The 25,581-nt window shown below is 67.5% G+C and carries 25 protein-coding genes; 14 read left to right on the plus strand and 11 right to left on the minus strand.

Going from position 1 to position 25,581, the window contains the following annotated elements; genetic code table 11:
* Positions 1 to 3 precede the first annotated feature (3 nt).
* A complete protein-coding gene (locus tag ACFPPA_RS08065) occupies positions 4 to 663 on the minus strand; it encodes a response regulator transcription factor (RefSeq protein WP_377319031.1) in 660 nt (219 codons plus the stop codon).
* A gap of 130 nt (positions 664 to 793) precedes the next feature.
* On the opposite strand from ACFPPA_RS08065, the gene ACFPPA_RS08070 reads away from it, so the two are divergent.
* A complete protein-coding gene (locus ACFPPA_RS08070; RefSeq protein ID WP_377319033.1) occupies positions 794 to 2,644 on the plus strand; it encodes a 3-hydroxybutyrate oligomer hydrolase family protein in 1,851 nt (616 codons plus the stop codon).
* Between the two features lie 129 nt (positions 2,645 to 2,773).
* A complete protein-coding gene (locus ACFPPA_RS08075) occupies positions 2,774 to 3,283 on the plus strand; it encodes a peptidylprolyl isomerase (RefSeq protein ID WP_377319035.1) in 510 nt (169 codons plus the stop codon).
* Positions 3,284 to 3,347: 64 nt separating this feature from the next.
* Here the strand turns inward: ACFPPA_RS08075 and ACFPPA_RS08080 are convergent, their stop codons facing one another.
* Positions 3,348 to 3,734: a GlsB/YeaQ/YmgE family stress response membrane protein gene (locus ACFPPA_RS08080; RefSeq protein WP_377319037.1), complete on the minus strand. Its 387-nt coding sequence runs from the start codon at positions 3,732 to 3,734 to the stop codon at positions 3,348 to 3,350.
* A gap of 45 nt (positions 3,735 to 3,779) precedes the next feature.
* On the opposite strand from ACFPPA_RS08080, the gene ACFPPA_RS08085 reads away from it, so the two are divergent.
* From ACFPPA_RS08085 to ACFPPA_RS08095, 3 genes are all read left to right on the plus strand, one after another.
* Positions 3,780 to 4,979, plus strand: coding sequence for an aminotransferase class I/II-fold pyridoxal phosphate-dependent enzyme (locus ACFPPA_RS08085; RefSeq protein ID WP_377319039.1), 1,200 nt, complete (start codon positions 3,780 to 3,782; stop codon positions 4,977 to 4,979).
* Positions 4,980 to 5,027: 48 nt separating this feature from the next.
* The gene (locus ACFPPA_RS08090; RefSeq protein ID WP_377319041.1) at positions 5,028 to 6,011 is read left to right on the plus strand and encodes a malate dehydrogenase; all 984 of its coding nucleotides are present in this window, start codon (positions 5,028 to 5,030) and stop codon (positions 6,009 to 6,011) included.
* A gap of 383 nt (positions 6,012 to 6,394) precedes the next feature.
* Positions 6,395 to 7,237, plus strand: a complete 843-nt coding sequence (locus ACFPPA_RS08095) for a pilin (RefSeq protein WP_377319043.1) — start codon at positions 6,395 to 6,397, stop codon at positions 7,235 to 7,237.
* Between the two features lie 82 nt (positions 7,238 to 7,319).
* Here the strand turns inward: ACFPPA_RS08095 and ACFPPA_RS08100 are convergent, their stop codons facing one another.
* The 4 genes from ACFPPA_RS08100 to ACFPPA_RS08115 all read right to left on the minus strand — a co-directional run bounded on the left by ACFPPA_RS08100 (position 7,320) and on the right by ACFPPA_RS08115 (position 11,068).
* The gene (locus tag ACFPPA_RS08100; protein ID WP_377319045.1) at positions 7,320 to 7,709 is read right to left on the minus strand and encodes a response regulator; all 390 of its coding nucleotides are present in this window, start codon (positions 7,707 to 7,709) and stop codon (positions 7,320 to 7,322) included.
* A gap of 117 nt (positions 7,710 to 7,826) precedes the next feature.
* Complete coding sequence (locus tag ACFPPA_RS08105; protein WP_377319047.1) at positions 7,827 to 9,035, minus strand: cation:proton antiporter; 1,209 nt, start codon at positions 9,033 to 9,035, stop codon at positions 7,827 to 7,829.
* Between the two features lie 45 nt (positions 9,036 to 9,080).
* Entirely contained in the window at positions 9,081 to 10,475 is a 1,395-nt protein-coding gene (gene nhaD, locus ACFPPA_RS08110) for a sodium:proton antiporter NhaD (protein ID WP_377319049.1), read from the minus strand.
* A gap of 227 nt (positions 10,476 to 10,702) precedes the next feature.
* The gene (locus ACFPPA_RS08115; RefSeq protein ID WP_377319051.1) at positions 10,703 to 11,068 is read right to left on the minus strand and encodes an MFS transporter; all 366 of its coding nucleotides are present in this window, start codon (positions 11,066 to 11,068) and stop codon (positions 10,703 to 10,705) included.
* A 316-nt stretch (positions 11,069 to 11,384) separates the two neighbouring features.
* Here ACFPPA_RS08115 and rnk point away from each other — a divergent pair, with 316 nt between their 5' ends.
* On the plus strand, positions 11,385 to 11,795 hold the full coding sequence (gene rnk / locus ACFPPA_RS08120) for a nucleoside diphosphate kinase regulator (RefSeq protein WP_377319053.1): 411 nt from the start codon (positions 11,385 to 11,387) through the stop codon (positions 11,793 to 11,795).
* A 36-nt stretch (positions 11,796 to 11,831) separates the two neighbouring features.
* Here rnk and ACFPPA_RS08125 read toward each other — a convergent pair whose 3' ends face one another.
* The gene (locus ACFPPA_RS08125) at positions 11,832 to 12,458 is read right to left on the minus strand and encodes a phosphatase PAP2 family protein (RefSeq protein WP_377319055.1); all 627 of its coding nucleotides are present in this window, start codon (positions 12,456 to 12,458) and stop codon (positions 11,832 to 11,834) included.
* A gap of 133 nt (positions 12,459 to 12,591) precedes the next feature.
* Here ACFPPA_RS08125 and ligA point away from each other — a divergent pair, with 133 nt between their 5' ends.
* From ligA to gloA2, 4 genes are all read left to right on the plus strand, one after another.
* Entirely contained in the window at positions 12,592 to 14,982 is a 2,391-nt protein-coding gene (ligA, locus tag ACFPPA_RS08130; RefSeq protein WP_377319057.1) for an NAD-dependent DNA ligase LigA, read from the plus strand.
* On the plus strand, positions 14,982 to 15,938 hold the full coding sequence (gene epmA / locus ACFPPA_RS08135; RefSeq protein ID WP_377319059.1) for an EF-P lysine aminoacylase EpmA: 957 nt from the start codon (positions 14,982 to 14,984) through the stop codon (positions 15,936 to 15,938). Before ligA ends, epmA begins: the two co-directional genes overlap by 1 nt.
* A 102-nt stretch (positions 15,939 to 16,040) precedes the next feature.
* Positions 16,041 to 16,211, plus strand: a complete 171-nt coding sequence (locus ACFPPA_RS08140; RefSeq protein ID WP_377319061.1) for a LiaI-LiaF-like domain-containing protein — start codon at positions 16,041 to 16,043, stop codon at positions 16,209 to 16,211.
* Between the two features lie 8 nt (positions 16,212 to 16,219).
* On the plus strand, positions 16,220 to 16,618 hold the full coding sequence (gene gloA2, locus ACFPPA_RS08145; RefSeq protein ID WP_377319063.1) for an SMU1112c/YaeR family gloxylase I-like metalloprotein: 399 nt from the start codon (positions 16,220 to 16,222) through the stop codon (positions 16,616 to 16,618).
* Positions 16,619 to 16,668: 50 nt separating this feature from the next.
* Here the strand turns inward: gloA2 and ACFPPA_RS08150 are convergent, their stop codons facing one another.
* Positions 16,669 to 17,922 carry a DUF4785 domain-containing protein gene (locus ACFPPA_RS08150; protein ID WP_377319065.1) on the minus strand — a complete coding sequence of 418 codons (1,254 nt, stop codon included), beginning with the start codon at positions 17,920 to 17,922 and terminating at the stop codon, positions 16,669 to 16,671.
* Positions 17,923 to 17,927: 5 nt separating this feature from the next.
* The gene (locus tag ACFPPA_RS08155; RefSeq protein ID WP_377319067.1) at positions 17,928 to 18,797 is read right to left on the minus strand and encodes a hypothetical protein; all 870 of its coding nucleotides are present in this window, start codon (positions 18,795 to 18,797) and stop codon (positions 17,928 to 17,930) included.
* A gap of 309 nt (positions 18,798 to 19,106) precedes the next feature.
* Between ACFPPA_RS08155 and ACFPPA_RS08160 the strand changes: the two genes are divergently transcribed.
* On the plus strand, positions 19,107 to 20,408 hold the full coding sequence (locus ACFPPA_RS08160; RefSeq protein WP_377319069.1) for an MFS transporter: 1,302 nt from the start codon (positions 19,107 to 19,109) through the stop codon (positions 20,406 to 20,408).
* On the opposite strand, the gene ACFPPA_RS08165 is transcribed toward ACFPPA_RS08160, so the two are convergent.
* Together ACFPPA_RS08165 and sbcB are read right to left on the minus strand one after the other, a co-directional pair.
* A complete protein-coding gene (locus tag ACFPPA_RS08165) occupies positions 20,405 to 21,091 on the minus strand; it encodes a DUF2461 domain-containing protein (RefSeq protein ID WP_377319071.1) in 687 nt (228 codons plus the stop codon). The two genes, ACFPPA_RS08160 and ACFPPA_RS08165, sit on opposite strands and share 4 nt — an antisense overlap.
* Positions 21,092 to 21,118: 27 nt before the next feature.
* Positions 21,119 to 22,564, minus strand: coding sequence for an exodeoxyribonuclease I (gene sbcB, locus ACFPPA_RS08170; RefSeq protein ID WP_377319073.1), 1,446 nt, complete (start codon positions 22,562 to 22,564; stop codon positions 21,119 to 21,121).
* 83 nt (positions 22,565 to 22,647) lie between these two features.
* On the opposite strand from sbcB, the gene orn reads away from it, so the two are divergent.
* Genes orn through glmM form a run of 3 tightly spaced genes read left to right on the plus strand, consistent with a single transcriptional unit; the run spans position 22,648 to position 25,576 of the window.
* Positions 22,648 to 23,214, plus strand: coding sequence for an oligoribonuclease (gene orn / locus ACFPPA_RS08175; protein WP_377319075.1), 567 nt, complete (start codon positions 22,648 to 22,650; stop codon positions 23,212 to 23,214).
* Positions 23,215 to 23,262: 48 nt separating this feature from the next.
* Positions 23,263 to 24,177 carry a dihydropteroate synthase gene (folP, locus tag ACFPPA_RS08180; protein ID WP_377319077.1) on the plus strand — a complete coding sequence of 305 codons (915 nt, stop codon included), beginning with the start codon at positions 23,263 to 23,265 and terminating at the stop codon, positions 24,175 to 24,177.
* Between the two features lie 46 nt (positions 24,178 to 24,223).
* The gene (glmM, locus tag ACFPPA_RS08185) at positions 24,224 to 25,576 is read left to right on the plus strand and encodes a phosphoglucosamine mutase (protein WP_377319079.1); all 1,353 of its coding nucleotides are present in this window, start codon (positions 24,224 to 24,226) and stop codon (positions 25,574 to 25,576) included.
* The last annotated feature ends 5 nt before the right edge of the window (positions 25,577 to 25,581 follow it).

A 25,581-nucleotide genomic window follows, 5' to 3' on the forward strand; every position in this document is an offset into this window, starting at 1 on the left:
TGTTCAGCCGACCCGCGCCGGCTCGCCCAGTTCCAGCGAGCGCAACACCATGCCCGCCTGGGTCCGGTTGCGTACCCCGAGCTTCTCGAAGATCGCGGTGACGTGTGCCTTCACCGTGCGCTCCTGGATCGACAGGCGGTCGGCGATCTGCTTGTTCAACAGGCCTTCGGCCAGCAGGCCCAGTACGCGCGATTGCTGTTCGGTAAGGCGGGCCAGGCGACTGGCCAGATCGGTGTCGTCGGGGTTGGCGGGCAGGGCGGCGACGGCGTCGGCGAGAGCGGGTGGCAGCCACGTACCGCAGTCGAGCACGCGGCCGATCGCCTCGCCGATCTCGGCGGGGCTGGCGCTCTTGGGGATGAAGCCGGACGCGCCGTGATCGAGCACGCGACGCACGATGCGTGGTTCGTCGTGGGCCGAGACCACCAGCACGGCGACGCCGGGATGCTGGCCGCGCAAGGCGGCGAGGCCGGTGAGACCCTGGCTGCCGGGCATGTGCAGATCGAGCAGCACCAGGTCGGTGTCGGGCTCGGCCTGCAGCGCGGCCAGCACGCCGGCCAGGTCGGCCGCCTCGCTGACGCGGCAGTCGGGCAGGCTCTGCACGGCGGCCTGGCGCAGCGCGGCGCGGAACAGCGGGTGGTCGTCGGCGATCAGCAGGCTCGTCATGCCGTCGAACTTAGCTGGCCGCGGCGCCGCCGTCGAGTTGCCGCGATCACGCCTGCCGATCCGGGTCGTCAGCAGCGACGCTGGACTTTCGTACGATGGCGGCTACCGCTGCGCTTGTTATGGTGGCCGGATGAAAAAAATCGCCCGCCGTTCGATCCTGCCGTGCATGACCCTGCTGCTTTCGGGCATGCTGTTCGCTTGTGCCGGCAACCCGGTGGGAAAGGACTCTGCAATGCGTGAACTCGATATCGGCGAAGTGCGGGTAACGGAACATCGCGGTCATGACGACCTGCTCAGTGCGGGGCTGGGGTTGGCTGGCCTGGCCGGCGAACCCACGCCGTTTGCCCATCCGCAGGATCCGACCGCAGACGAGTTGCGCCGCCGGGCGATCCAGACCAGCTGGAAGGGCATCGCCGACCTCGGTCCGCTGGGCGGCTACGGCACGGTCTACGGCGGCGTACCGGATGTGCCGGGGCGCGAATACCAGATGTTCGCGCGCATTCCCGGTGCGCGCGCACCGCATCGGGTGCTGCTGCAGCTGCCCGATCATTTCGACAGGCGCAAGCGCTGCCTCGTGGTGACCGCCTCGTCCGGCTCGCGCGGCATCTATGGTGCGATCGCGCTGGCCGGCGCGTGGGGCCTGCCGCACGGTTGCGCGGTGGCCTACACCGACAAGGGTACCGGTGCCGGCTACTACGATTACGCGGACAACAGTGGCGTGGCGCTGGACGGCCGTCGCGCGAAGCGCGGCGAGGCGGCGCTGGAATTCCAGCCGGCACCGGCGCCGGTCACGGCCGGCATCGCGGTCAAGCAGATGCATTCCGGCGACAACCCGGAAGCGGACTGGGGCCGGCACGTGATCCAGGCGGCCCGGTTCGGGCTGGCCATGCTCGATCGCGCGTACCCCGGCGAGGCGCCGTTCACGCCGCAGAACACGAAGATCATCGCCACCGGCCTTTCCAACGGCGGCGGCGCGGTGCTGCAGGCGGCGGGGCTGGACCACGAGGGTTTCTTCGCCGGCGTGGTGGCGCTGGAGCCGAATGTCTACGCGGCCGAGGGCGGCCGGGCGATGTACGACTATGCCACCGAGGCGGCGATCTGGCTGCCGTGTGCGCTGAGCAGCGAACGCTTCGCCGACGCGCCGTTCGCGCGCGGGGCGAATCGCCAGCTGCCGGCGGCCTGGCTGGCGCGCTGCGCCAGCCTGCGCGCGCAAGGCAAGTTGAGCGGCAACACCGTGGACGGGCAGGCGGAGCAGGCCTACCAGTATCTGCGTGCCCGTGACTGGACCGACGAGGCGATGAGCACGGCGGCCAGCACCACTGCGTTCGACCTTTGGCGGGTGATCACGGCGGGCTATGCCTCGTCCTACCTGCGTCGTGGCGCCACCGACATGCCCTGCGGGTTCCACTACGCGGCGACCGGGGCGGGAGCGCTGCCCGGGGAGACCGATCCGCTGGCACGGGCCGGATGGTGGGCGGATGCGTCGGGCATCCCGCCGGGTAACGGCGTCGGCCTGTTCGGTGGCGTGAATGTGTCGGCCGATCCGACCCTGATCGGCAACGAATGCCTGCGCGCGCTGTGGACCGGCGACGACCACGAGTCGCAGGCCCTGCACGCCTCGATCGCCGCCACGGCGGCGAAGCTGCCGCGCAGCGACCTGCCGCTGTGGGTGATCCATGGCGCCAGCGACGGATTGTTGCCGACCGCCTTCAGCTCCGAACCGTATGTGGCGTGGCTGCGCGAACAGGGACGCCGGCCGATCTACTGGAAGGTGCCGTACGCGCAGCACTTCGACGCGTTCCTGGTTTTGCCCGGGTTCGGTGACCGGCACCTGCCGCTGCTGCCCTACGGCTATATGGCGCTGGATCGGTTGTGGGCGCACCTGTACGGCGGCGCGGCCTGGCCGACCGACCTGCCGACCCCGGCGGCACGGCCGCGGGGTGCCGGTGCACTCGATGCCGGCACGCTGGGGCTGCCCTAGCCATCCGCAGGTCGCAGCATGCGGGGTTGCACCGCGTCGGCACCTGCGTCACCCGCGGCGCTGGGTTATTCTTGACGGCCCCATGCCCGTGTCGTGGCACGGTGCAGCTTTCAAACCTAGGATTTTGCGATGACCATCAATGTCACTTTCAGCACCAACCGCGGCCCGATCCACCTGCGTCTGCATGAAGACAAGGCGCCGATCACGGTCGCCAACTTCGTCAACCTGGCCCGGCGCGGTTATTACGACGGGCTGTCGTTCCATCGCGTGATCGCCGACTTCATGGTGCAGGGTGGTTGCCCCGAGGGCAGCGGTCGCGGCGGTCCGGGCTACAAGTTCGAGGACGAGTTCAACCCGTCGCTGCGTCACGACAAGCCGGGCGTGCTGTCGATGGCCAACGCCGGCCCGCGCACCAATGGCAGCCAGTTCTTCATCACCCACGGCCCGACCCCGTGGCTGGACGGCAAGCACAGCGTGTTCGGCGAAGTGGTCGATGCGGTCGACATGGATGTCGTCAATGCGATCCAGCAGGGCGACACGATCGAGAAGGTCACCGTGGAAGGCGATGTCGACGCGCTGCTGGCGTCGCAGTCCGATCGGGTGAAGGACTGGAACGAAGTGCTCGATCAGCGCGGCTGAGTTCGCGATTCCGCGGCGCTGGAAACCGCCGGTTTGCAGCCGGCGGTTTTTTTGTGGCGGAAGGTCAGGTCGACCTGCGCCGGAGCAGGTGATAGATCAGCAGCAACACCACCGCGCCGATCACCGAGGCAATGAAGCCGGCGGATTGCCCCTGCTGATACCAGCCGAACACGTTCTGCCCGGCCCAGGTGGCCAGCAGCGAACCGGCAATGCCGATCAACGCGGTGACGATGAAGCCGCCCGGGTCGCGGCCCGGCGTCAGCAGTTTGGCCACCAGGCCCACCACCAGACCAATCAAGAATACCCATAACCAGTGCATGCGGATCTCCTTTGCGGGTGAAGTCACGTCGTTCATCAGCCGGACGGGGACATCATGCATGGTTCGTGCAGGCGCTGCAGCGATCCGCCCGACGGTCTGCCCATGCCGCCGGGCGCAGGCGTCCGGCGGCATGGTAAAATTGCCGCCTTTGCTTCCTCCCCCCTGCGTGAGAGACCCATGCCCCAGCTCGCCCAGCGTGTCGGCCGTGCCAAGCCCAGCGCGATCATGGTCATTGCCGAGAAGGCAAAACAGCTCAAGGCCGCCGGCCGCGACATCATCAGTTTCTCGATCGGCGTGCCGAATTTCCTGCCCGGCGAGCATGTCTACGCCGCCGCGCGCGAATCGCTGTCGCACGACTCGGGCCAGTACGGCAGCAACCGCGGTGCCGAGGCCCTGCTGGATGCGTTCCTGCAGCATATCGAGGCCCTGGGTTTCAGCGGCTACACGCGGCTGAACCTGTCGATCGGCATCGGCGCCAAGCAGGTGCTGTACAACCTGGCCGAGGCGCTGCTCGACGAGGGCGACGAGATCTGTTTCGCCGCGCCGTACTGGACCACCTACCGCGATATCGCGGATATCGTCGGGGCCCGCACGAACGTGATGCATTGTGGTGCGGAGCAGAACTACAAGCTCACGCCGGCCCAGCTCGATGCGGCGCTGGCGCGCAAGCCGAAGGTGTTCCTGTTCAACAACCCGTCCAACCCGACCGGCATGGTCTACACCGACGAGGAAATCGCCGGACTGGCCGGGGTGCTGGCGAAGTATCCGGACACATGGATCGTCACCGACGACATCTACAACTCGATGGTGTTCGACGGCATCGGCTACCACAATTTCGTGTTCGCCCGGCCGGAGCTGCGCGAGCGGCTGATCTTCGTCGACTCGGTGTCCAAGACCTACGGCATGCCGGGCTGGCGGGTCGGCCTGATCGCCGGCCCCGAAGTGGTGGCCAGGGCGGTCACCACGCTCAACTCCAACCACATCACCAGTCTGCCGGAAGTGATCACGGCGGCGGCGGTGGCGGCGTTCAGCGGGCCGCAGGACATCCCGCAGGCAAAGTGCGCCGAGTTTGCCGGCAAGCGCGACACGGTGGTTGCCGCGCTGAGGGCGATTCCCGGCGTGGTCTGCCCGCGACCGCAGGGCGCGTTCTACGCGTTCCCGGATATTTCCGTGGCGTTCGGCAAGCGCCACGACGGCGTGAGCATCGGCAACGACGTCGAGTTCTGCGCCGCGCTGCTGGAAGCCAAGGGGGTCGCCTGCGTGCCGGGTTCGGCCTTCGGCGAGCCGCGCGCGATGCGCATTTCGTATACCTGCCCGACGGCGCAACTGGCGCCGGGCCTGCAGCGGATCCAGCAGTTCTTCGCCGAGCTGGTCTGACGATCGGCTGCGAACCCCATTGAATATTTCATCCAAGGAGCCAACCCCATGAAAGCCCCCGTTCGAGTTGCCGTTACCGGTGCCGCCGGCCAGATCGGTTATGCCCTGTTGTTCCGCATTGCCGCCGGCGACATGCTGGGTCCGGACCAGCCGGTGATCCTGCACCTGCTGGAAATCACCCCGGCCTTGCCGGCGCTGCAGGGTGTCGTGATGGAGCTCAACGACTGTGCGTTTCCGACCCTCGCCGGCGTGGTCGCCACCGATGACCTCAACGTGGCATTCAAGGATGTCGACTACGCGCTGCTGGTCGGCGCCCGTCCGCGCGGCCCGGGCATGGAGCGCAAGGATCTGCTGGAAGCGAACGGTGCGATCTTCGGCCCGCAGGGCAAGGCGCTGAACGACCACGCCAGCCGCGACGTGAAGGTGCTGGTGGTCGGCAACCCGGCCAACACCAACGCGCTGATCGCGCAGCAGAACGCGCCGGATCTGGATCCGGGCTGCTTCACCGCGATGGTCCGCCTGGACCACAACCGCGCACTGTCGCAGCTGGCCGAGAAGACCGGCGCGCATACCACCGACATCAAGAAAATGACGATCTGGGGCAACCACAGCTCGACCCAGTATCCGGACCTGCACCACGCCACCGTCAACGGCAAGGCCGCGATGTCGCTGGTGGACCAGACCTGGTACGAAGCCGACTTCATTCCTACCGTGCAGCAGCGCGGTGCGGCGATCATCAAGGCACGCGGCGCCTCGTCGGCCGCATCCGCCGCGTCGGCCGCGATCGACCACATGCGCACCTGGGCGCAGGGCACGGCCGAAGGCGACTGGGCCTCGATGGGGATTCCGTCCGACGGCTCCTACGACATCGCGCCGGGCGTGATCTACGGTTATCCGGTGACGGTGAAGGACGGCAAGTACACGATCGTGCAGGGCCTGGCGATCAACGCGTTCTCGCGCGCTCGCATGGACGCCACCGAAAAGGAACTGCGCGAGGAGCGCGCGGGTGTCGAGCACCTGTTCGCCAAGTGAAGACCTGGATGAACTGATCCCATGCCGGCCATGATGGCCGGTGATGCAGGGGGCAGAAAAAGGGCCGGCTTTTGCCGGCCCTTTTTCATGGAGCGGCAATCTGCGCGGGTGCCGCCGATCCGGCGCCTTGAGGGCTCGTGGTCGAGTCGGCGATCTTTCGAGACCGTTCCCGGATCACTGGCGTGGATCTGCAGCCAGTGGACGATATCTGCAGGGATCGTTGCCTGACGCTTTCCGTGGTCAGGTGCCGCTCAGCGGCCTGTACACGCGGAGAGCGTCATCCGGAAATTACCGCGGCAAGCGGTGTGCGAGCTGGCATGGATGTTGCGTATGTCCCCGTGACGGGAGCGGCCCGTCATTTCCTGATCCGGGACTGCAAACGAATGATGAAGCTGAATTTCAACTCGAAAGGCATGACGCTGATCGAAATGATGGTGGTCGTGGCGATCATTGCCATCCTTTCGGCCATCGCGATACCGGCCTACGGCACCTATACGACCCGCAGCCGGGTCTCCGAGTGCCTCAGCCTGATCGGCCCGGCCAAGCTGGCGGTATCGATGCAATCGACCACGTTCACCTTCAGTCCTACCCGGAACTGTGCCTCGATCGTGATCCACCCGGATGGCGTGATCGTGGCAACCACGCAGAACACCGGCGCCACCATCGACCCGATCCTGCAGTTGACGCCGACTTTTTCCGGCAGCGTCAGCTGGCACTGCGGGCTGGCGGCGGGCAAATATTCGGATGTACCGCAGACATGTCGCGATCAGCCGACGGCGGCGACCGGTGGCAACCTGGCGGCGACCCCTGCGGCGACGGCCCCCGGTTCGGGAGCTGCGACGGGCGGCAGCTCGGGTTCGGGCACTGCGGGAGGTTCCACCGGCACTCCGCCAAGCACTCCGCCAAGCACCCCACCGAGCACCCCACCGAGCACCCCACCGAGCACCCCACCGAGCACGCCGCCGAGCACTCCGCCGACCACGCCGCCAGCTGGCGGTGGCACGTCGGGTGGCGGTTCCGGTGGCGGTTCGGGTGGCACGCCCAGCAGCCCCCCGAGCGGTGGTTCGGGCAGCGCCGGCAACGGTGGCGCCGGCCAGGGCGGCGGTACATCGCCAACACCTTCGCTGGGCAGCTGCAAGACCGACATGAGCCAGCCCATCTGCAAACAGCTGCCGAAGCAGTGCAGGAAGCACCCGGGCACGAGCAGGAAATGTCCCTGGAACTGATGGTCTGAGCCGAGCTGCCGCCTCGGCGGCAGCTGCGGTCTGCCTTCCCGCTACGGCCGGTGCCGAAGCCTGGCAGCGGGTTTCAGGCGCCGGGTTGCTCGCTCCGCGCCTTGGCCATGGCCTTGTCCATGGCCTCCAGCAACTGTTCCCCACCAAACGGCTTGCGCAGGAAGACCCAGCGTTCGGGAAGATCCGAGCGATTCACTTCGTTGTCCGCGGTAATCACCACGATGGCGACCTCGGGGTGATGCTCGATCGCCTTCCGGCAGACGTCGATGCCGGTCATGCTGCCGGCCAGGATGACATCGGCGACGATGACATCGATATGGGCATGCTCCAGGTGGCTTGCCGCTCCCGCCGACCCCAACGCGCGAATGCTCTGGAAACCTTCGGCCATCGATACCAGCAGGTCGATGGACTCCAGCACCAGGACATCGTCATCGACGATGAGTACGGTCTTGTTTGTATCCACGCATGACTCCTGGAAGCCTTGTCGGCTTGAGAGTGAGAGCATATCCCCAGTCCCGCAGGAAAGGGTGCGCTCACGTCGGCCGGAACCGTCGAAGCCCCGGTCCGGTAACACGATGGCTCAGCCGCCCGTGTCGACTCCCGTCCCGGCGCTGTCCGCATCGCGCTGGCGTTTCAGCAACCACGCCAGCACCGGCGGTGTCACCATCGCGGTGAGCAGGGACATCGCCACGATGATCGCGTAGATCCGCTCGCTGAAGACACCGGCGGCCAGGCCGAGGCTGGCGATCACCACGCCGACCTCGCCGCGCGGCACCATGCCGAAGCCGACGATGGTCGCGCTGCGACGGCCCAGCGACAGCGCGCCGAGGAAACCGCCGGCCAGTTTGGACACGATCGCGATGACGGTAACCACGGCCAGCATCAACAGCGCGTCGGCACTGGCCAGTTCGGCCAGATTGATCTTGGCGCCGGTCACCACGAAGAAGAACGGGGTGAGGAACGACAGCAGCGGCAGGGTCTGGTGTTCCAGCTCGTCGCGCTGGCGCGTCTCCGAGGCGATCATGCCGGCCAGGAAGGCGCCGATGATCGCGGCCAGGCCAAAGCGGGTGGACAGCCAGGCCAGCCCCAGGCACAGCGCCAGCACCAGGGTCAGTGCCGAATGCGGACTGATCGGTGCTTCCAGCCAGCCCGATTGCCGCCGCATCATCCGGGTGCCGCCCCAGCCGATGATCGCGACAAAGCCCACCGCGCCACCGAGGGTCAGCAGCAGCGACTGCACGTTCAGCGAGCCACCGCCCTGCAGCGAGGAGACGATGCCGAGCAGCAGCATGGCGAGGATGTCGTCGATTACCGCGGCACCGAGGATCACCCGGCTTTCGGTTCGCTGCAGCACGCCCAGTTCCTGCAGCACGCGGGCGGTGATGCCGGCCGAGGTGGCCACGAAGGCGGCCGCCACGAACAGCGACTTGACCCATTCGAATCCTTCGCCATGGGCCCACAGGGCGCCGGCGCCGAACGGCACGACCACGCCCAGCACGCCGACCAGGAAGGCGCTCCTGCCGACCTTCTTCAGATCGTCCAGGCGCGTCTCCAGGCCGACCGAGAACAGCAGCAGCACCACGCCGATCTCGGCCAGCACATCCAGCGGCGTGCCCGGCACGATCTGCTCGGGCGAGATCCAGCCCAGCAGCGACGGGCCGACCACGCAGCCGGCCGCGATCTCGCCGACCACGCCGGGCAGCTTCAGCCGCTGCGCGATCTCCGCGCCGAGCTGGGCGGCGATGAAGATGATGAACAGGGTGAGCAGGATGTCGCTGGCATGATGCATGGGCTCGAGTTGCTCCGGTTGTCCCGCCGGGATGGCGCGCGGCGGTCAGCTGCCGCCGAACAGGTGTGCGTTCATCCACATGTGCAGGGCGATGCTGGCGACATAACCCAGCCCGATCGCCCAGCTCCAGCGCAGATGGCTCATGAAGGTGTATTGCCCGCGCGAGGCGCCCATCAAGGCGACGCCGGCCGCCGAACCGACCGACAGCAGGCTGCCGCCCACGCCGGCGGTGAGCGTGATCAGCAGCCACTGGCCGTGATCCATCGGCGGATTCATCTTCAGCACGGCGAACATGATCGGGATGTTGTCCACGATCGCCGAGAGCAGGCCCATGATCGAGTTGGCGAGAGTGAAGCCGAGGCTGCCGTACATGTGCACCGAAGCCAGTTCCAGGTAGCCCAGTGCGGCGAGACCGCCGACGCAGGCGAACACGCCGTAGAAGAACAGCAGAGTGTCCCACTCGGCGTTGGCGATAATCCGGAAGATCGAGTAGGTCTGCGGTTCCATGCCCTGGGCCAGCGCATAGCGGCGCTGGCTGTAGTCGATGCGGGTGGCCAGCAGGTTCAGCAGCGCCAGACCGGTCAGCATGCCGTAGGCGGCGGGCATGCCCAGCCACTGCCGACCGACCACGGTGATCGCGATGGTCAGCCCGAACGTGAGGCAGATGCTGATGCCACCCGGCTTGATCGGGTTGCTGCCCTCGGCGGGTTCGGGACGTCCCTTCGGCAGCGCGAAGAACATCGCCACGGCCGGCACCAGCCAGTTGACCAGCGAGGGCAGGAAGATATGGAAGAAGTCGAAGAACTGCGCCTTGTTGGCCTGCCATACCATCAGCGTGGTGATGTCGCCGAACGCGCTCCATGCACCGCCGGCGTTGGCGGCGACGACCAGGTTGATCAGGGCGATCGTGGTGAATCGCGCGTTGCCGGCGCCGACCGCCAGAATCACGGCCGACATCACCAGCGCGGTGGTCAGGTTGTCCAGCATCGGCGACAGGAAGAACGCCAGCAGGCCGGTGATCCAGAACAGCGAGCGATAACTGAAGTTGCGCTTGGTCAGCTGGGTACGCAGCGCTTCGAACACGCCGCGCTCGCCCATGGCGGTGACATAGGTCATCGCCACCACCAGGAAGAAGAAGATCTCCGCGTACTCCAGAAACATCGCCTCGAAGGCATGCCTGGCATCCTGGGTTCCGCCGGTGCCACCGGTCTTCCACGCGATCAGGCCCCAGATCAACGCGGCGGCCAGCACTACCGGCTTGGATTTGGCGACATGGATGCGCTCCTCCAGGATCACCCCGACGTAGGCCAGCACGAACAGCGCCAGCGCGATCCAGCCCACCGGATGGGCGGCAAGATGGAAATTGATGTCGGCGCCGGATTCGGACGCACATACCGGGACGCTGGCAAGCAGTGCGGCCAGGGCGATCAGCCTTCGCATGAAGAATCCTCTGGTGACATGGCAGCGTCGAACGACGCGCCGCATAGGGTATCAGCCCGGGGCGCTGCACAGGCCAGAGGCTACCGGCATCCAGAGCCCTGCGGTTGCACCCGAGCGGCGGCCTGCAACCCGGGGCAGCGGGCTGAAAACGCGGCCGGCCACTGCGGTTATCAGGGCCAGCAGCAGCACGGTCCAGCGGAACGCGATGACGTATCCTCGTGGGCGTGTCACTGCAGCGTGGCGCCCATCAGCAGGGTGGACAGCGCGATGCCGAAACTCATCGCCAGGTACTGCGCGGTCGAAGCCATCGACGAGAGCATCGAGGCATGCTCGATGCCCGCGTCGTGATAGATCAGCGTGTTCATCGCGGTGTACTGCAGGCCGGTGAAGATGCCGTAGCAGAACGTCAGCGTGGCGATCGCCCGCACCAGCGTGCCCGGGCCGGGCAGGGCGAACGTCGTCAGCAGCAACGCCACGATCAGCGTGTTGCCGAGCAGCAGGCGGCGATAGCCCAGGCGGACCAGCAAGCGGTTGATCGCCCATTTGGCGGCTATCGACCCCGTCGCCTGCGGCACCATCATCAGGCCCGCCATCAGCGGTGACCAGCCACGGCAGGCCGCGGAAGCGCTCGCGCGAAGATGCTCCGGACGGGTCGACGGACACCGTCGTCGAGCTGGGCACGGCGGCGGTGACGGGGGACTCGCGACGGCTGGGAGAGGCATCTTCAGGCATGATAACTGCTGTGACAGCTTGCTTTTCGCGAACGGACTCTGCAGAGTCAGCGGTGTTTCATCGCAAGCCACGATTCACCCCGTTGTGGCGGCCCATTACCGATCACTCGCGCCGGGACGTTTTCGTTCCGGCGCGAGCTTTTGCGCGGCAGGAGCCGCCAGCACCAGGAACGAGCTCATGAGCAGCCAGCCGCCGATCACCGTATCCCGCACCGACATGGAGCGCATCGAAGCGCTGCTCGAACGCCAGCCCTCGGCTCAGGCGGGGAGCTTCGCCGCGCTGCGCGCCCAGCTCGACCGTGCGGATGTGGTCGAGCCGGTGGCGATGCCGGCGCATACCGTGACGATGAACTCCACCGTGACGTTCGAGGAGGAGGGCAGCGGCGGCAATCTCACCCTGACCCTGGTGTATCCGGCGGCAGCCGGTGCGCCCGGCACGGTGTCGATCCTGGCGCCGGTAGGCAGCGCCCTGCTCGGGCTGTCGCGCGGCCAGCAGATCGACTGGCCGATGCCGGATGGCCACAAGCGCCGCGTACGCGTGCTCGAGATCAACCAGCCGGCGGACCCGGCGGGGCAGCCGCCGCGCTGAGCATCGGCAAGGCCCGCACAAGCAAGGCCCGTACCGTCAAGGTTTGAAGTGGTGCACAAAGCCGACCTGGAAGCCGCCCGGCAGCCAGCCGATGATCAACGGCGAGTGGCGACGCGCGGCCCAGATGCCCACGCCGGTGCCCAGTGCCGCACCCACCAGCACGTCGCTCTGCCAGTGGCCGCGGGTCTTCATGCGGGCCACGGCGTCGTAGGCCGGCAGCAGGGCCAGCGCATAGACGGCGGGATGGTCATGGCCGTAGTTGACGATGAACGGCGTCACCGCCGCCGAGATCGCGGTGACCTCGCCGCTGGGGAAACTCTGCGCGTGGCTCCCCTGGAAGAAGCGGTTGGGGTCCGAGGTCTGTGACGGCCGCTCGCGCTGGAAGGTGTACTTCATCGCCTGCGCGCCGACCCCGGCGATCACCATGGCATCCACCGATCGCCAGAACGTGTCGCCCAGCTTGTCGTTGTCGCCGAATGCCAGTGCGCCACCGGCCACCGTGAGGATCGTGCCGTACATCAGCGCATTCTGGTTGCTGCGCTTCCAGATGCCGCTGTTGTCATAGTGCAGGCGATGGTCGATTCCCAGCGGTCCGCCGCTGGCCATGGCGGTGCCGGACGTGGCGATGGCCGCCACGACTGCCAGATATCGCAATACGCGCATGATCTTGCCCTCCCACCGCGGACAGATTCTTCGTGTAGCGGGAAAGCTATCCCGGTCTGCTTTCATTTCGCTTACGTTGGCGGCTGGAATGCGCCGCTGTCGGTAAACTGGGCCGTAGCCAAGGAACTCCTCCATGACCGAACGACCAGCCCCTGCCGAGATCCGCTCCCGTGCCGCCGCGCTGCGGGCGCAGATCGAGCAGGCCAACTACCGCTATTACGTGCTCGACGACCCGGGCATCACCGACTTCGACTACGACCGCCTGATGCGCGAGCTGGAAGCGCTGGAAGCGGAATATCCCGAACTGGCCACCAGCGATTCGCCGACCCGCAAGGTCGGTGCCCGGGCGAGCGGCGGCTTTGCCGAGGTGCGCCACGCGATCCCGATGCTGTCGCTGGGCAACGCGTTCGAGCAGGAAGGTGAAAGCGAGCGCGAACGCTTTCGCGAAGTGGCCGAGTTCGAGCGGCGGATCGAGCAGACGCTGGACCGGCGCGAGCCGATATTCTCGGTCGAGCCGAAACTGGATGGGCTGGCGATCAGCCTGCGCTATGAACATGGCTTGTTCGTGCAGGGCGCCACCCGCGGGGACGGCGAGACCGGCGAGGACGTCACCGCGAATCTGCGCACCGTGCGGGCGATTCCGCTGAAGCTGCGCGGGAAAGGCTGGCCCGAGGTGCTGGAGGTACGTGGCGAGGTGGTCATGCTGCGCAAGGATTTCGAGGCGTTCAACGAGTACGCGCGCAAGCACGACGAGAAGCCGCTGGCCAACCCGCGCAATGGCGCCGCCGGTTCCCTGCGCCAGCTCGATCCGGCGATCACCGCGAAACGGCGGCTGAGCTTCTTTGCCTACGCCGTCGGCGTGGTCGAGGGCGGCGACCTGCCGCCGACGCACTCCGCCACCTTGCGGCAGCTGCGCGAATGGGGCTTCCCGGTGTCGCCCGAAGTGGATACCGCGCGCGGCTTCGATGGACTGATGGCGTATTTCCGGCGCATCGGGGCCAGGCGTGATGCGCTGCCGTACGACATCGACGGCGTGGTCTACAAGCTGGACGACTACGCCGGCCAGCGCGAGATGGGCTTCGTCTCGCGGGCGCCGCGCTGGGCGCTGGCGCACAAGTTCCCGGCGCAGGAGCAGACCACCCGCCTGCTCGACATCGAGGTGCAGATCGGCCGTACCGGCGCGGCCACGCCGCGTGCGCGAATGGAGCCGGTGCAGGTCGGTGGCGTCACGGTGACCTACGCCACGCTGCACAATGCCGACCAGATCGCCCGACTCGACGTGCGTATCGGCGACACCGTGATCGTGCGCCGCGCCGGCGACGTGATCCCGGAGGTGGTGCGGGTGATCGAGGACCAGCGTCCGGCCGGAACCGTGCCCTGGGTCATGCCGACGCATTGCCCGGTGTGCGGATCGAGCCTGGTTCGCGATGAGGGCGCGGCGGCCTGGCGCTGTTCCGGCGGCCTGATCTGCGCGGCCCAGCGCAAGGAGGCGTTGATCCATTTCGCCTCGCGTCGTGCGATGGACATCGAAGGCCTGGGCGAGCGCTTCGCCGAGGCGCTGGTGGAGCTCGACATCGTGCGCACGCCGGCCGATCTGTATGTCCTGGGCGTGGACGACCTGGTCGAGATGAAGCGACGCATCGACGAGCGCGACGGCACCACGCCCGAGACGGTGAAGGCGGGCAAGGTGGCGACCAAATGGGCCGAGAACCTGGTGGCGGGCATCGAGGCCAGCAAGCAGACCACCCTGGCACGTTTCCTGTTCGCGCTCGGCATCATGCACATCGGCGAGAGCACGGCGAAGACGCTGGCGAGCTGGCTGGGCCGGCTCGACTTCGTGCGCAGCATGCCGGCGCCAGTGTTGCGCGTACTGCCGGATGTCGGTGCCGAAGTGGCCACCTCGATTGCGGAATTCTTCGCCCAGGAAGGCAATCAGCGCGTGGTCGATGCACTGCTCGCCGCCGGCATCGTGCTGCAGGACGAGACCGCGCCATCGCCGCTGCTGCGCGACCGGCTGAACCTGGGCGTGCTGCTGGACATGGCCAACATCAGCAAGCTCGGCCCCAAGAGCAGCAAGCTGCTGGCCCGGCATTTCCCCACGCTCGCGCAGTTGCAGGCGGGCGGGGCGGCGCACTGGAGCACCGCCGGTCTGCCGCAGGCCGCGGTAGCCGGCCTGGAGGCCTGCCTCGCCGACCCGCAGGCACTGGCCGGCCTGCGCGAAGCGGAGGCCGCCATGCAGCGTCTGTTCGAGGCCATTCCGGCGACGGCGGTGGCGGACCGGCTGCCGCTGGCCGGACAGACCGTCGTGCTTACCGGCACGCTCGACTCGCTCAGTCGCGACGAGGCCGGCGAGCGGCTGGAGGCGCTTGGCGCCAAGGTCTCCGGCTCGGTGTCGAAGAAGACCAGTTTCGTCGTCGCCGGTGAGGCCGCCGGTTCCAAGCTGGACAAGGCGAAGGAGCTGGGTGTGGCGATATGGGATGAAGCGCAGTTGCTGGCCCTGCTGCACGAACACGAGGCGGCCTGATGGGCGCGGACCGGATAGCCGCACTGCAGCTTCGCGCACGCCTGTATGCGTTGATCCGTGGTTTTTTCGCCGGGCGCGATGTGCTGGAAGTGGAGACGCCGATCCTCTCGGCCGCCGGCAACACCGACCCGAACATCGAGAGTTTCAGCACCGGGTTCCATGGCCATGTCGATGCCGGCGCCCGCGAGCGCTGGCTGCGCACCTCGCCGGAGTTTCCGTTGAAGCGGCTGCTCGCCGGCGGTGTCGGCGATTGCTACGAGCTGGGCCGGGTGTTCCGCAACGGCGAGGCCGGCGGCCGGCACAATCCCGAGTTCAGCATGCTGGAGTGGTATCGGCTCGGCTGGGATCATCGCCGGCTGATGGGCGAGACCATCGAACTGGTCGAGGCGGCGCTGGGCATGCTCGGCCGCCGTGCCGAAGTGACGATCACCAGCTATCGGCAGCTGTTCCTGGATGAACTGGGCATCGACCCGCTGCATGCCCCGCTCGACGAATTGCAGGCGCCGCTGGCCGAGTTCGGCATCGGTCCTCAGGGTCTGGGGCGCGACGACTGGCTCGACCTGCTGATCACGCACCGGCTGCAACCGGCGTTCGCGCGCGAGCGCATCACGGTGATCCACGATTACCCGGCCAGTCAGTGCGCACTGGCGAAGATCCGCGCCGGCGACCCGCCGCTGGCCGAGCGCTTCGAGCTGTACCTGGGTCCGCACGAACTGGCCAACGGCTACCACGAGCTGAACGATGCCGGTGAGCAGCGTGCCCGCTTCGAACGCGACAACGAGGTGCGCCGCCAGCGCGGGCTGCGCGAAGTGCCGCTCGACCAGCGGCTGCTCGCCGTGCTCGATGCGATGCCGGACTGTGCCGGCGTGGCGCTCGGCGTGGAGCGCCTGCTGATGTGCCTGGCCGACACCGATGCGATCGCCGACGTGCTGGCGTTTCCGTTCGCCGAGGCCTGAATTTCCTTCCTCGTCGTTCCGCTGCTGCGGACGGCGCGCCGATTGACTCGGTGCGCCGCACTGCGCACAGTGACCGCACTCCATTCCTGACAAGAGCTCCCGATGAAAGGCAGCGTATCCGGCATCATCCTGATCGTGATCGGCATCCTGTTCCTGATGCGCAATTTTGGTTTCAACCTGCATCTGGGCGAGCTGTTCGCGACCTGGTGGCCGCTGGTGCTGGTCCTGCTCGGGATCAGCATGCTGTTCAAGAACCGTTCGCCGCGCAGCTGACCAGCGGCATGCGCCTGTCGGCAATCCACCATGTGGCGTTGATCTGCTCGGATTACCCGCGCTCCAGGGCGTTCTACAGCGAGACGCTGGGGCTGCCGATCCTGCGCGAGGTGTACCGGCGCGAACGCGATTCGTGGAAGCTGGATCTGCAGGTTTCGCCCGGGGTGCAACTGGAGCTGTTCTCGTTTCCGCATCCGCCGCCGCGGCCCTCGCGGCCCGAAGCGCTGGGGTTGCGGCACCTGGCTTTCGCGGTTCCGGATGTGGCCGCGGCCGTGGTCGAACTGGAAGCGCGCGGAGTCGCCTGCGAGCCGATCCGCGTGGATGAATACACCGATTGCCGGTTTACCTTTTTCGCCGACCCCGATGGCCTGCCGATCGAGTTGTACGAGGTCGCCTCCGCGCAGTGAAGGGCGAGATTCGACCCGCGCCCTGGACGGGCGCGGGCCGAGGGTGCGAACTACGGCGTGTCGAAACGCATCGCCAGCGCCCGTCGTTCGACCAGACCCAGCGCCGGTTGATCCTGCAGGCGCAGGTCATGCAGCTCGTACGGCGCGCCGATGCCCTTGAGGCTGGCCCGGTCGTAATGCAGCACCAGCTGGCCGTCACCCCTGCGCAACATCGCTGCCGATTGCGCGAACGCCGCCGGCACCATCGACCCATCGGCAGCACGCCCATACAGCACGGCGGACGCGGCAAACCGGCTGGCGCTTTGCGCGGTCACGCCCAGCGCGATGTCGATGCCGCGATCGCCCGCCCGGGCCGTTTCGGCGATACCGCTGAAGCGGGCCGTGGGCACCGCCGCGGCAAACACCGTGGTGGTGTCGCGGCGCACTTCATTGCCGGCGGCATCGGTGCCCGCGGTGAAGCTGTGCACTTCCCACAAACCCGGGGTGGCGGGGATGTTCCGGGGCCGGGCGTCGGTGGTGAAGCTGCCGTCGTCCTGGCGCCGGTAGTCGAGCAGGGTGGTGCTGCCATCGGGCGCGCGCAGAAAACCGCCCACGGCGATCAGCGGCGCGTCCTTGTCCGCCTCCTGCATCGCGACGCGCACATGCACGTCGCCGCCCAGCAGCAGGTCGTCACGATCGGCCCGCGCGGTGACGGTGAACGGACTTTGCGGTTCGAACACGTGCACCACATAGCGTCCGCTGGCTGCCGGTGCCTGCAGGGTGGCCAGACCGCTGCCCAGTTCGGGCCGCAGCTTCAGCACCGTCGACGCCTGTGGCACGTCCATGCCGGCAGCCCGCATCGATTGCGCGTCGGCCAGCGTGCTGGCGGCCCGATCCAGGGTCATCGACTGATGACCCAGCTGCAACCTCACGTTGCCCGGTTGCAGGTGACCGCCTTGCGGGTCGCTTGGACTGAGCCGGATGATCGCCCCCGGCGCGCTCAGCGGCAGCCGGATGCCTTGCTGCAACTCGCTGGCCGAGACGTCGATCCAGTATTCGCGGCTGCTGCGGGTGAACGGCTGCGGCACGCTCTGCAAACTGGCGTCGTGCGGCAGCGCCCAGCTGATGCTGACCGGCCGGCGCTCCACGTGCATCGGCGGCGCGGAGGCCATGGTCGGGTCGGGCCGGGCCGCAACGGCACGTGCCAGCAGGGTCGACGGCAGCATGTCGCCGGATTGCGCCGGCAGCAGCACATGGGTGCCGGCGAACGCGGGCAGGGCGGTGCAGATGGCCAGCAGGGCGCTGGCGGGAATCCCTGGTTTCATGGTGATCATCCCTTGATGTCGTTGGCGAGAATGGATTCCAGCCCGAAGCAGGCGCGCCGGCTCTGGTTGTGGTTGAGCACCGAGCCACCGCTGGTGCGCTGGGTGTCCTTGAACCACAGCGTGCCTGCCGCCGTACCGCTGGAACATTCGATGAAGCCGTCCGAGCAGCTGCTCAGCCAGTTCTGGGTGATCTCCAGACCCACGCTGCTGCTGTAGCCGCCGCAGTAGGCCTGGCTGGTCCAGAAGCCGGAGACCACATCCGTGCCGACCACGTCGCGGAACGGTACCGGCAGCGCCGGCCGACCCGCGGTGCCGAGCAGGTACTGCTGGTTGTAGGTCGCCATCCAGCCCACCTGCTGCTGGCGCACCGCGTCGTTCTGGTAGCCGAGCAGCCAGCCCAGGGCGGACTCGAACACGTTGCCCGCGATCACCGCATCGGCCAGTGGCGTGCCGGCACTGGAGGGAGCGATCGCGTCGACCTTGACCAGGTGCTGGATGATGTTGGGATAGCGTGCATCCCAGGTCGGGTTGGACAGGATCCAGCGCATCACGTTGCCGCCGTTGGAGTGCGTGATCACGATCAGGCGGTCGAGGTGGCGGTTCTGGATGAAGCTGGTGAGCTGGCCGGCAAGGCAGCCGGCGGCGCGGTCATCCCACATGTACCGGGTGAAGTCGCAGTTGACCACCAGCAGGTTGTTGCGGTCGGTGAGGCCGTTGCGCACGCCCTCGACCATGCCGGCCTGCCAGTAATCGTTGTAGGCGTCGGTCTGGTTGCCGGTTCCGTGAACCAGGGCCACGCCGGTGACTGCGGCATGCGCCGTGGAACAAGCCACGGCCAGTGATAGCAACAACAAAGTGCGTTTGATCCGTTGCACGTATGTCTCTCCCCATAGCAGGCGGCGAAGCGCCGCAGGAAGCCGACTCGGGATGCAGCAACGGGAACGACTACCACCCGTTCATGCAGGCAGGTCGACTCTGGATGATGCCTTTCGGGCATCGTTTGAAGCCGCACGACTCCCCTTGACCATGCGACGGCGTATGGACACTAGCAGGTTCCTGCGGCCATGCGATTGACGCAGCGCACAGATTGCACGTCGGTGGGTGAAACGCGGCAGATCCGGCGGATCGGACCAGGCTTTCGGGTAAGGTGACGGGCTTGCAAAACAGCCAGGATGCCCCTGACGATGATCGCCTCGAGACCTGCCAGCCCCGTCGTTGACGGACTGCGTCGCCGTGACGTCCGAACGCTCTCCTTGTCCGCGCTGGGTGGTGCGCTGGAGTTCTACGACTTCGTCGTCTTCGTGTTCTTCGCGATCCCGTTGAGCCATCTGTTCTTTCCGCCGGCCACTCCGGCATGGCTGGCACAGCTGCAGGTGTACGGCATCTTCGCGGCCGGTTACCTGGCGCGGCCGCTGGGCGGCATCGTGATGGCGCACTACGGCGACACGCTGGGGCGCAAGCGAATGTTCATGCTCAGCGTGTTCCTGATGGCCGTGCCAACACTGGCGATCGGATTGCTGCCGGTCTACGCACGGATCGGCATGCTGGCGCCGCTGCTGTTGCTGCTGCTGCGGGTGATGCAGGGCATCGCGGTCGGTGGCGAGGTGCCGGGGGCGTGGGTGTTCGTGGCCGAGCATGTGCCGCCTCAGCGGGTCGGCTTTGCCTGCGCCAGCCTGACCTCGGGTCTCACGGTCGGCATCCTGATCGGTTCACTGGTGGCCGCGGCGATCAATCGCGGCATGACGCCGGCGCAGGTACTCGACTACGGTTGGCGTCTGCCGTTTCTGATCGGCGGCGTGTTCGGCTTCCTTGCGGTGTGGCTGCGCCGCTGGCTCAGCGAAACGCCGGTGTTCGAGGCGATGCATGCACGCAAGGAGCTGGTCAGCGGCTTGCCGTTGCGCCAGGTGTTCGCGCGGCACCTGCCCGCCGTGCTGCGATCGATGCTGGTGACCTGGATGCTGACCGCCGCGATCATGGTGGTGATCCTGATGACGCCCTCGCTGCTGCAGTCGGTGTTCCGTATCGAGCCGGCGCGCGCCTTCCTCGGCAACAACATCGCCTCGTTCGCGCTGGCCATCGGTTGCATCTGCTACGGCCTGCTGGCGGATCGCATCGGTTACGCACAGGCCTTGCTGGTGGGCGCGATCGGCCTGCTGCTGGCCACCTATGCCCTGTATCTCGACCTGCAGGCCGGTGCGACACATTTCATCGTGCTGTATGCGCTGGCCGGATTCAGCACCGGCGTCTCAGGCGTGATACCGGCGCTGATGGTGGTGTCGTTCCCGCCGGCGGTGCGCTTCTCCGGGCTGTCGTTTTCCTACAACGTGGCGTACGCGTTGTTCGGTGGGCTGACGCCGCCATTGATCGGCTTGCTGGTCAAGCGCATGGGCGTGCTCGCGCCAGCGCACTATGTGGCGCTGACGGCGTGCATCGGCATCGGCGTGGCGATCTTCCTGATGACGACGAAGCGCCGGGCACGGGTCTAGAAGTCCAGTTCCTGCGCCGCGCACAGGTAATCGACCAGCGGTGCGACGCGCTTGAAGTTCTCCACCACCCACGGCAGCAGTTCGGCGGAGCAGGCCAGCGCGTCGTCGAAGTTCTCGCCGGCGGCGAAGTCCTTGCGCTTGAGGTCCTCGATCAGCTCGTGATCTGGATCGAAGCCGCGCGGTGGACGGCTCAGCGACTCGCCCAAGAAGGTGAAGCGTTCGCGGAACGCCTTGCTTTGCGTGGCCTTCTTCCACGCGGCCGGGTTGTCGGCGAGGAAGCCGCGGATGTGCTTCAGCGCGTCCGGCTCGGGATGCCACATGCCGCCGCCGGCGAAGCAGTCGCCGGGCTGGAGGTGCACGTAGAACGACGGCGCCGGGATCTCGTGGCGGCGCTCGTGGAAGAAGCGCGAGCCCTGCCAGGGCTTGTACGGCAGCTTGTTGTGGGAGAAGCGCGTGTCGCGGTGGATGCGGAACAGCGAGCCGCCGTTCTTGCGCGGGTCGGCGCGGTAGTGCGGGCTGATCTTCGCCAGCGGTGCCTGCAGGTCGGTGATCAGCTGCAGGAACGGCTCGCGCACGTGGCGCTCGTAGTCGTCCTTGTGGGCATGGAACCATTCGCGGCTGTTGTTGCGGTCGAGCGCGCGCAGGAAGCGGAAGCTGGCGGGAGTGAAGTAGGTCTGGGACATGGTTTCGGTGAGGTGGCGGGAAGGGGGTCAGGCCGCGTCGATGCTGGCGGCGAGGTATTCGCCCCAGGCCTGCAGCTGATCGAGCAGGACCAGCTGATGCTGCGCCTGCGGATCGTCGCGCAGTTCATCGAGGCGGTTGAAGTACTCGTCGAGGGTCAGCCCGGTCAGGGCCGTGTGCCTGGTCAGCCGGGCCCGGCGAAAGCTGTCCCAGCGTGCGCGTTCCTCGCCGTCGAGGGTGTCCGGCCAGTTGCGCGCGCGGTAGCGGAACAGCAGTTCCGGGTAGCGCGGGTCGCGGAACGGAAACGCCCGCGAGCCGAGCTGATCCGGTGGCGTGGCGCGTACCTGGGTGAGCAGGCGCTTGTCCGCGTCCGGCAGGAAACCGCCGCCGTAGAGCGCCAGCTCGGGATCTTCCGGCGGCGGCAGCTCGGCGGCGCGCTGGAACACCCGGCGCAGCTTTTCGGCCAGGCCGTCGACGGCGAGCAGCCGGTCTCGATGCGCCAGGCAGCGCGGCAGGTCCAGTTGCAGGCGCTCCTGGTCGACGCCCTGGAGGACCGAAAGCGGCGCCAGCGCGGGCGCATGGTTCGCGCGCACGGTGCGCAGCGGGATGCGCTCGACTCCGTCGGGCAGGTCGGCCCGCGCGGTGAAGATGCGGTCGGCGATGTCGTCCTCGTCCAGGGCCAGCCACTCGGTCGGGTCGGTGGCCAGGTCGTACACGATGATTTCGCCGGCACGACCCGGATGCGCCGCCAGCGGCGCGATCACGGCCAGGCAATGGCGGCTGGCCGGATAGCGCGAGGAGACATGCACCACCGGCGTCATCGCCACCACGTCGAGCATCTCGAACACTTTCTGCTTGCGCCGCAGCGCGTAGTACCAGTCCCACAGGCGCGGCTGGCGCACCCGGATCAGCCGGGCCAGGTCGATCAGTGCGTAGACGTCGGACAGCGCATCGTGGGCGCGCTCCTGGCTGAGGCGGTTGGCGCTGGCCAGGTGTTCCAGCTTGAAGCTGGGCGAGCCGTCCTCGCGGATCGGCCAGACGATGCCCTCCGGCCGCAGCGCCTGGCACATGCGCACCAGGTCGATCAGGTCCCAGCGGGAATTGCCGTTCTCCCATTCGCGGCCATACGGCTCGTAGAAATTGCGATACAGCATCTGCCGGGTGAATTCGTCATCGAAGCGCAGCGAGTTGTAACCCACCCCGCAGGTGCCCGGGGTGGCCAGCTGCTCGTGCACGCGGGCGGCGAATTCGGCCTCGTTGACGCCCTCGCGCCGGGCCAGCTGCGGGGTGATGCCGGTGATCATGCAGGCATCCGGGTGCGGCGGCATTTCCACGGGCGGCTTGCCGTAGAACATCACCGGCTCGCCGATGATCTCCAGCTCCAGCGTGGTGCGGACGCCGGCGAACTGCACCGGCCGGTCGCGCCGCGAGTCGGCGCCGAAGGTCTCGTAGTCGTGCCAGAAGAAGGTATGCATGGCGCGATGATCGCATGCCCAAAAGCCCGCCCGGCATGAGTCGGCCGGCAAGACTGATAAACTCCTGCCCACAAGGAGAGCTCATGAGCCAAGCCCACGAAGAAAACCTGATCTGGATCGATCTGGAGATGACAGGCCTCGACACCGACAACGACTCGATCCTGGAGATCGCCACGGTGGTGACCGACAAGGATCTCAACGTACTGGCCGAGGGTCCGGTATTCGCGATACGCCACGAAATCGACCAATTGGAGTCGATGGACAGCTGGAACACCAACCAGCACCACAAATCGGGATTGTGGCGGCAGGTGCTGATTTCGCAGACCGATCATGCGATGGCCGAGCAGGCCACGGTGGATTTCCTGCGCGCCTGGGTGCCGCCGGGCAAGTCGCCGATGTGCGGCAATTCGATCTGCCAGGACCGCCGTTTCATGCATCGGCAGATGCCGCGGCTCGAGCGGTACTTCCACTATCGCAACCTCGACGTGTCCACGCTGAAGGAACTGGCACGGCGCTGGGCGCCCGAGATCGCCAAGAGCGTGGGCAAGGAATCCGCGCACACGGCGCTGTCGGACATCCGCGACTCGATCGCGGAGCTGCGCCACTATCGCAGCTTCATGGGCGAGCTCGGCGGCAAGGTCGGGGCCTGACCGGCTCGACCGTATCCCGATCCCCCGAAGCATTGAGCCAGTGAGGACATGAGCATGTCGAACGATCTGTTTGCCACGGTGCTCGATTGCGCCGGACGCCCGCTGCGGCTGGATCGCCCGCGCGTGGTCGGCATCCTCAACCTCACCCCCGATTCGTTTTCCGACGGCGGCGCCCATGCCGGCGTGGAGGCGGCCGTGGCGCATGGCCTGCGCATGGCGGAGGAGGGCGCGGACATGCTCGACATCGGCGGCGAGTCGACCCGCCCCGGCGCGGCCGAAGTGCCGCTGGACGAGGAACTGCGTCGCGTGCTGCCGGTGATCGAGCAGCTGATCGCGCGGACCACCCTGCCGATCGCGATCGACACCTCCAAGCCGGAAGTGATGCGCGCGGCGGTGGCAGCCGGCGCCGGCATGATCAACGACGTGTATGCGCTGCGCCGCGACGGTGCGATGAACGCGGCGGCCGAACTCGGCGTGCCGGTGTGCCTGATGCACATGCAGGGCGAACCGCGCGGCATGCAGTCCGATCCGCAGTACGACGACGTGGTCGGCGAGGTGCACCGGTTTCTCACCGACCGGCTGTTCGCCTGCGAGATGGCCGGCATCGACCGGCGCAAGGTGATGCTCGATCCCGGTTTCGGCTTCGGCAAGACGCTGGAGCACAACCTTGCGCTGCTCTGCGCGCTGGAGCGTTTCGCCAACCTGGGCAGTGGCGTGTATGTCGGGCTGTCGCGAAAGAGCATGATCGGCACGCTGACCGGCAGGACCGCGCCGTCCGATCGCGCGGCCGGCTCGGCGGCGGCGGCGCTGATCGCGGTTCAGCGTGGCGCGCGCATGGTGCGTGTGCACGACGTGGCGGTCACCGTGGATGCACTGGCGGTATGGCAGGCGGTACATGCCGCCGACGGGGTACCACGCCGCGACGACCGTCCGGCCGCGCCGCGCTGGCCCGATGACGACTGATTTTCATGGCCACCGCGACGACGCGGCGGTCTGACGAGGAACGACCATGAATCAACGCAAGTATTTCGGCACCGACGGTATCCGCGGCCCGGTCGGCCAATGGCCGATCAATGCCGAATTCATGCTGCGGCTGGGGCGGGCGCTGGGCGCCGTGCTGGCCAAGCAGGGCACCGGTCGGCGCGGGGTGCTGATCGGCAAGGACACCCGGGTGTCCGGCTACATGTTCGAGTCGGCGCTGGAAGCCGGCCTGGTCGCGGCCGGTGTCGACGTGCGCATGATGGGCCCGATGCCGACCCCGGCGGTGGCGTTCCTCACCCGTTCGCTGAGAGCCGAGGCCGGCATCGTGATCAGCGCTTCGCACAACCCGCATTACGACAACGGCATCAAGTTCTTCTCCGCCAGCGGCGAGAAGCTGTCCGACGAGATCGAGCAGGCGATCGAGCGTGAGGTCGATGCACCCTTCGTGACCGTGCCGTCGGAGCAACTGGGCAAGGCGCGTCGCGTCGACGACGCCGTGGCGCGCTACGCCGAGTTCTGCAAGTCCACCGTGGCCGGCGATTTCAGTCTGCTGGGCCTGAAGCTGGTGCTGGACTGCGCCAACGGCGCGACCTACCAGGTGGCGCCGAAGGTGTTCGCCGAGCTGGGTGCGCAAGTGTTCGCGATCGGCGACCAGCCGGACGGATTCAACATCAATCGCGACGTCGGCTCCACCCACCCGGCAGCGCTGCAGCGCGCGGTGCTGGAACATCGCGCCGACCTCGGCATCGCGTTCGACGGCGACGGCGACCGCGTGCAACTGGTCGACCGCAACGGCGTGCTGGCCGACGGCGACGACATTCTTTACGTGCTGGCGCGCCGGATGCATGCCGACGGCAGGCTGAAGGGGCCGGTGGTCGGCACGTTGATGAGCAACTATGGCCTGGAGCAGGCACTGGCGGCGCTCGGCATACCGCTGATCCGCGCCAACGTGGGTGACCGCTACGTGCTGCAGCAGCTCAAGCAGCATGGCGGCATCCTGGGCGGGGAGACCTCCGGTCACATCCTGTGCCTGGACCGTGCCACGACCGGTGACGGCATCGTCGCCGCACTGGCGGTGCTGGAGGCGCTGGCCGCCTCGGGGCAGGATCTCGCGCAGGCCCGGCAGGGCCTGCAGAAGCTTCCGCAGGTGATGCTCAACGTGCGCGTCGAGGACGCCCGCGACGTGCTCGACAGCACGCTTGTATGCGATGCGCTGGCCAAGGCGCAGCGTGTGCTGGATGGGCGGGGCCGGGTGTTCCTGCGCGCCTCGGGCACCGAGCCGGTGGTACGCGTGACCGTGGAGGCGGCCGATGCCGCCGAGGTACAGCAGTTGGCCAGCGGGCTGGCCGAGGCCGTAAAATCGGCGGCCTCACTGTCGTGAGCCTG

It is taken from the genome of Rhodanobacter ginsengisoli (assembly GCF_042657065.1).
Classification (GTDB): domain Bacteria; phylum Pseudomonadota; class Gammaproteobacteria; order Xanthomonadales; family Rhodanobacteraceae; genus Rhodanobacter; species Rhodanobacter ginsengisoli.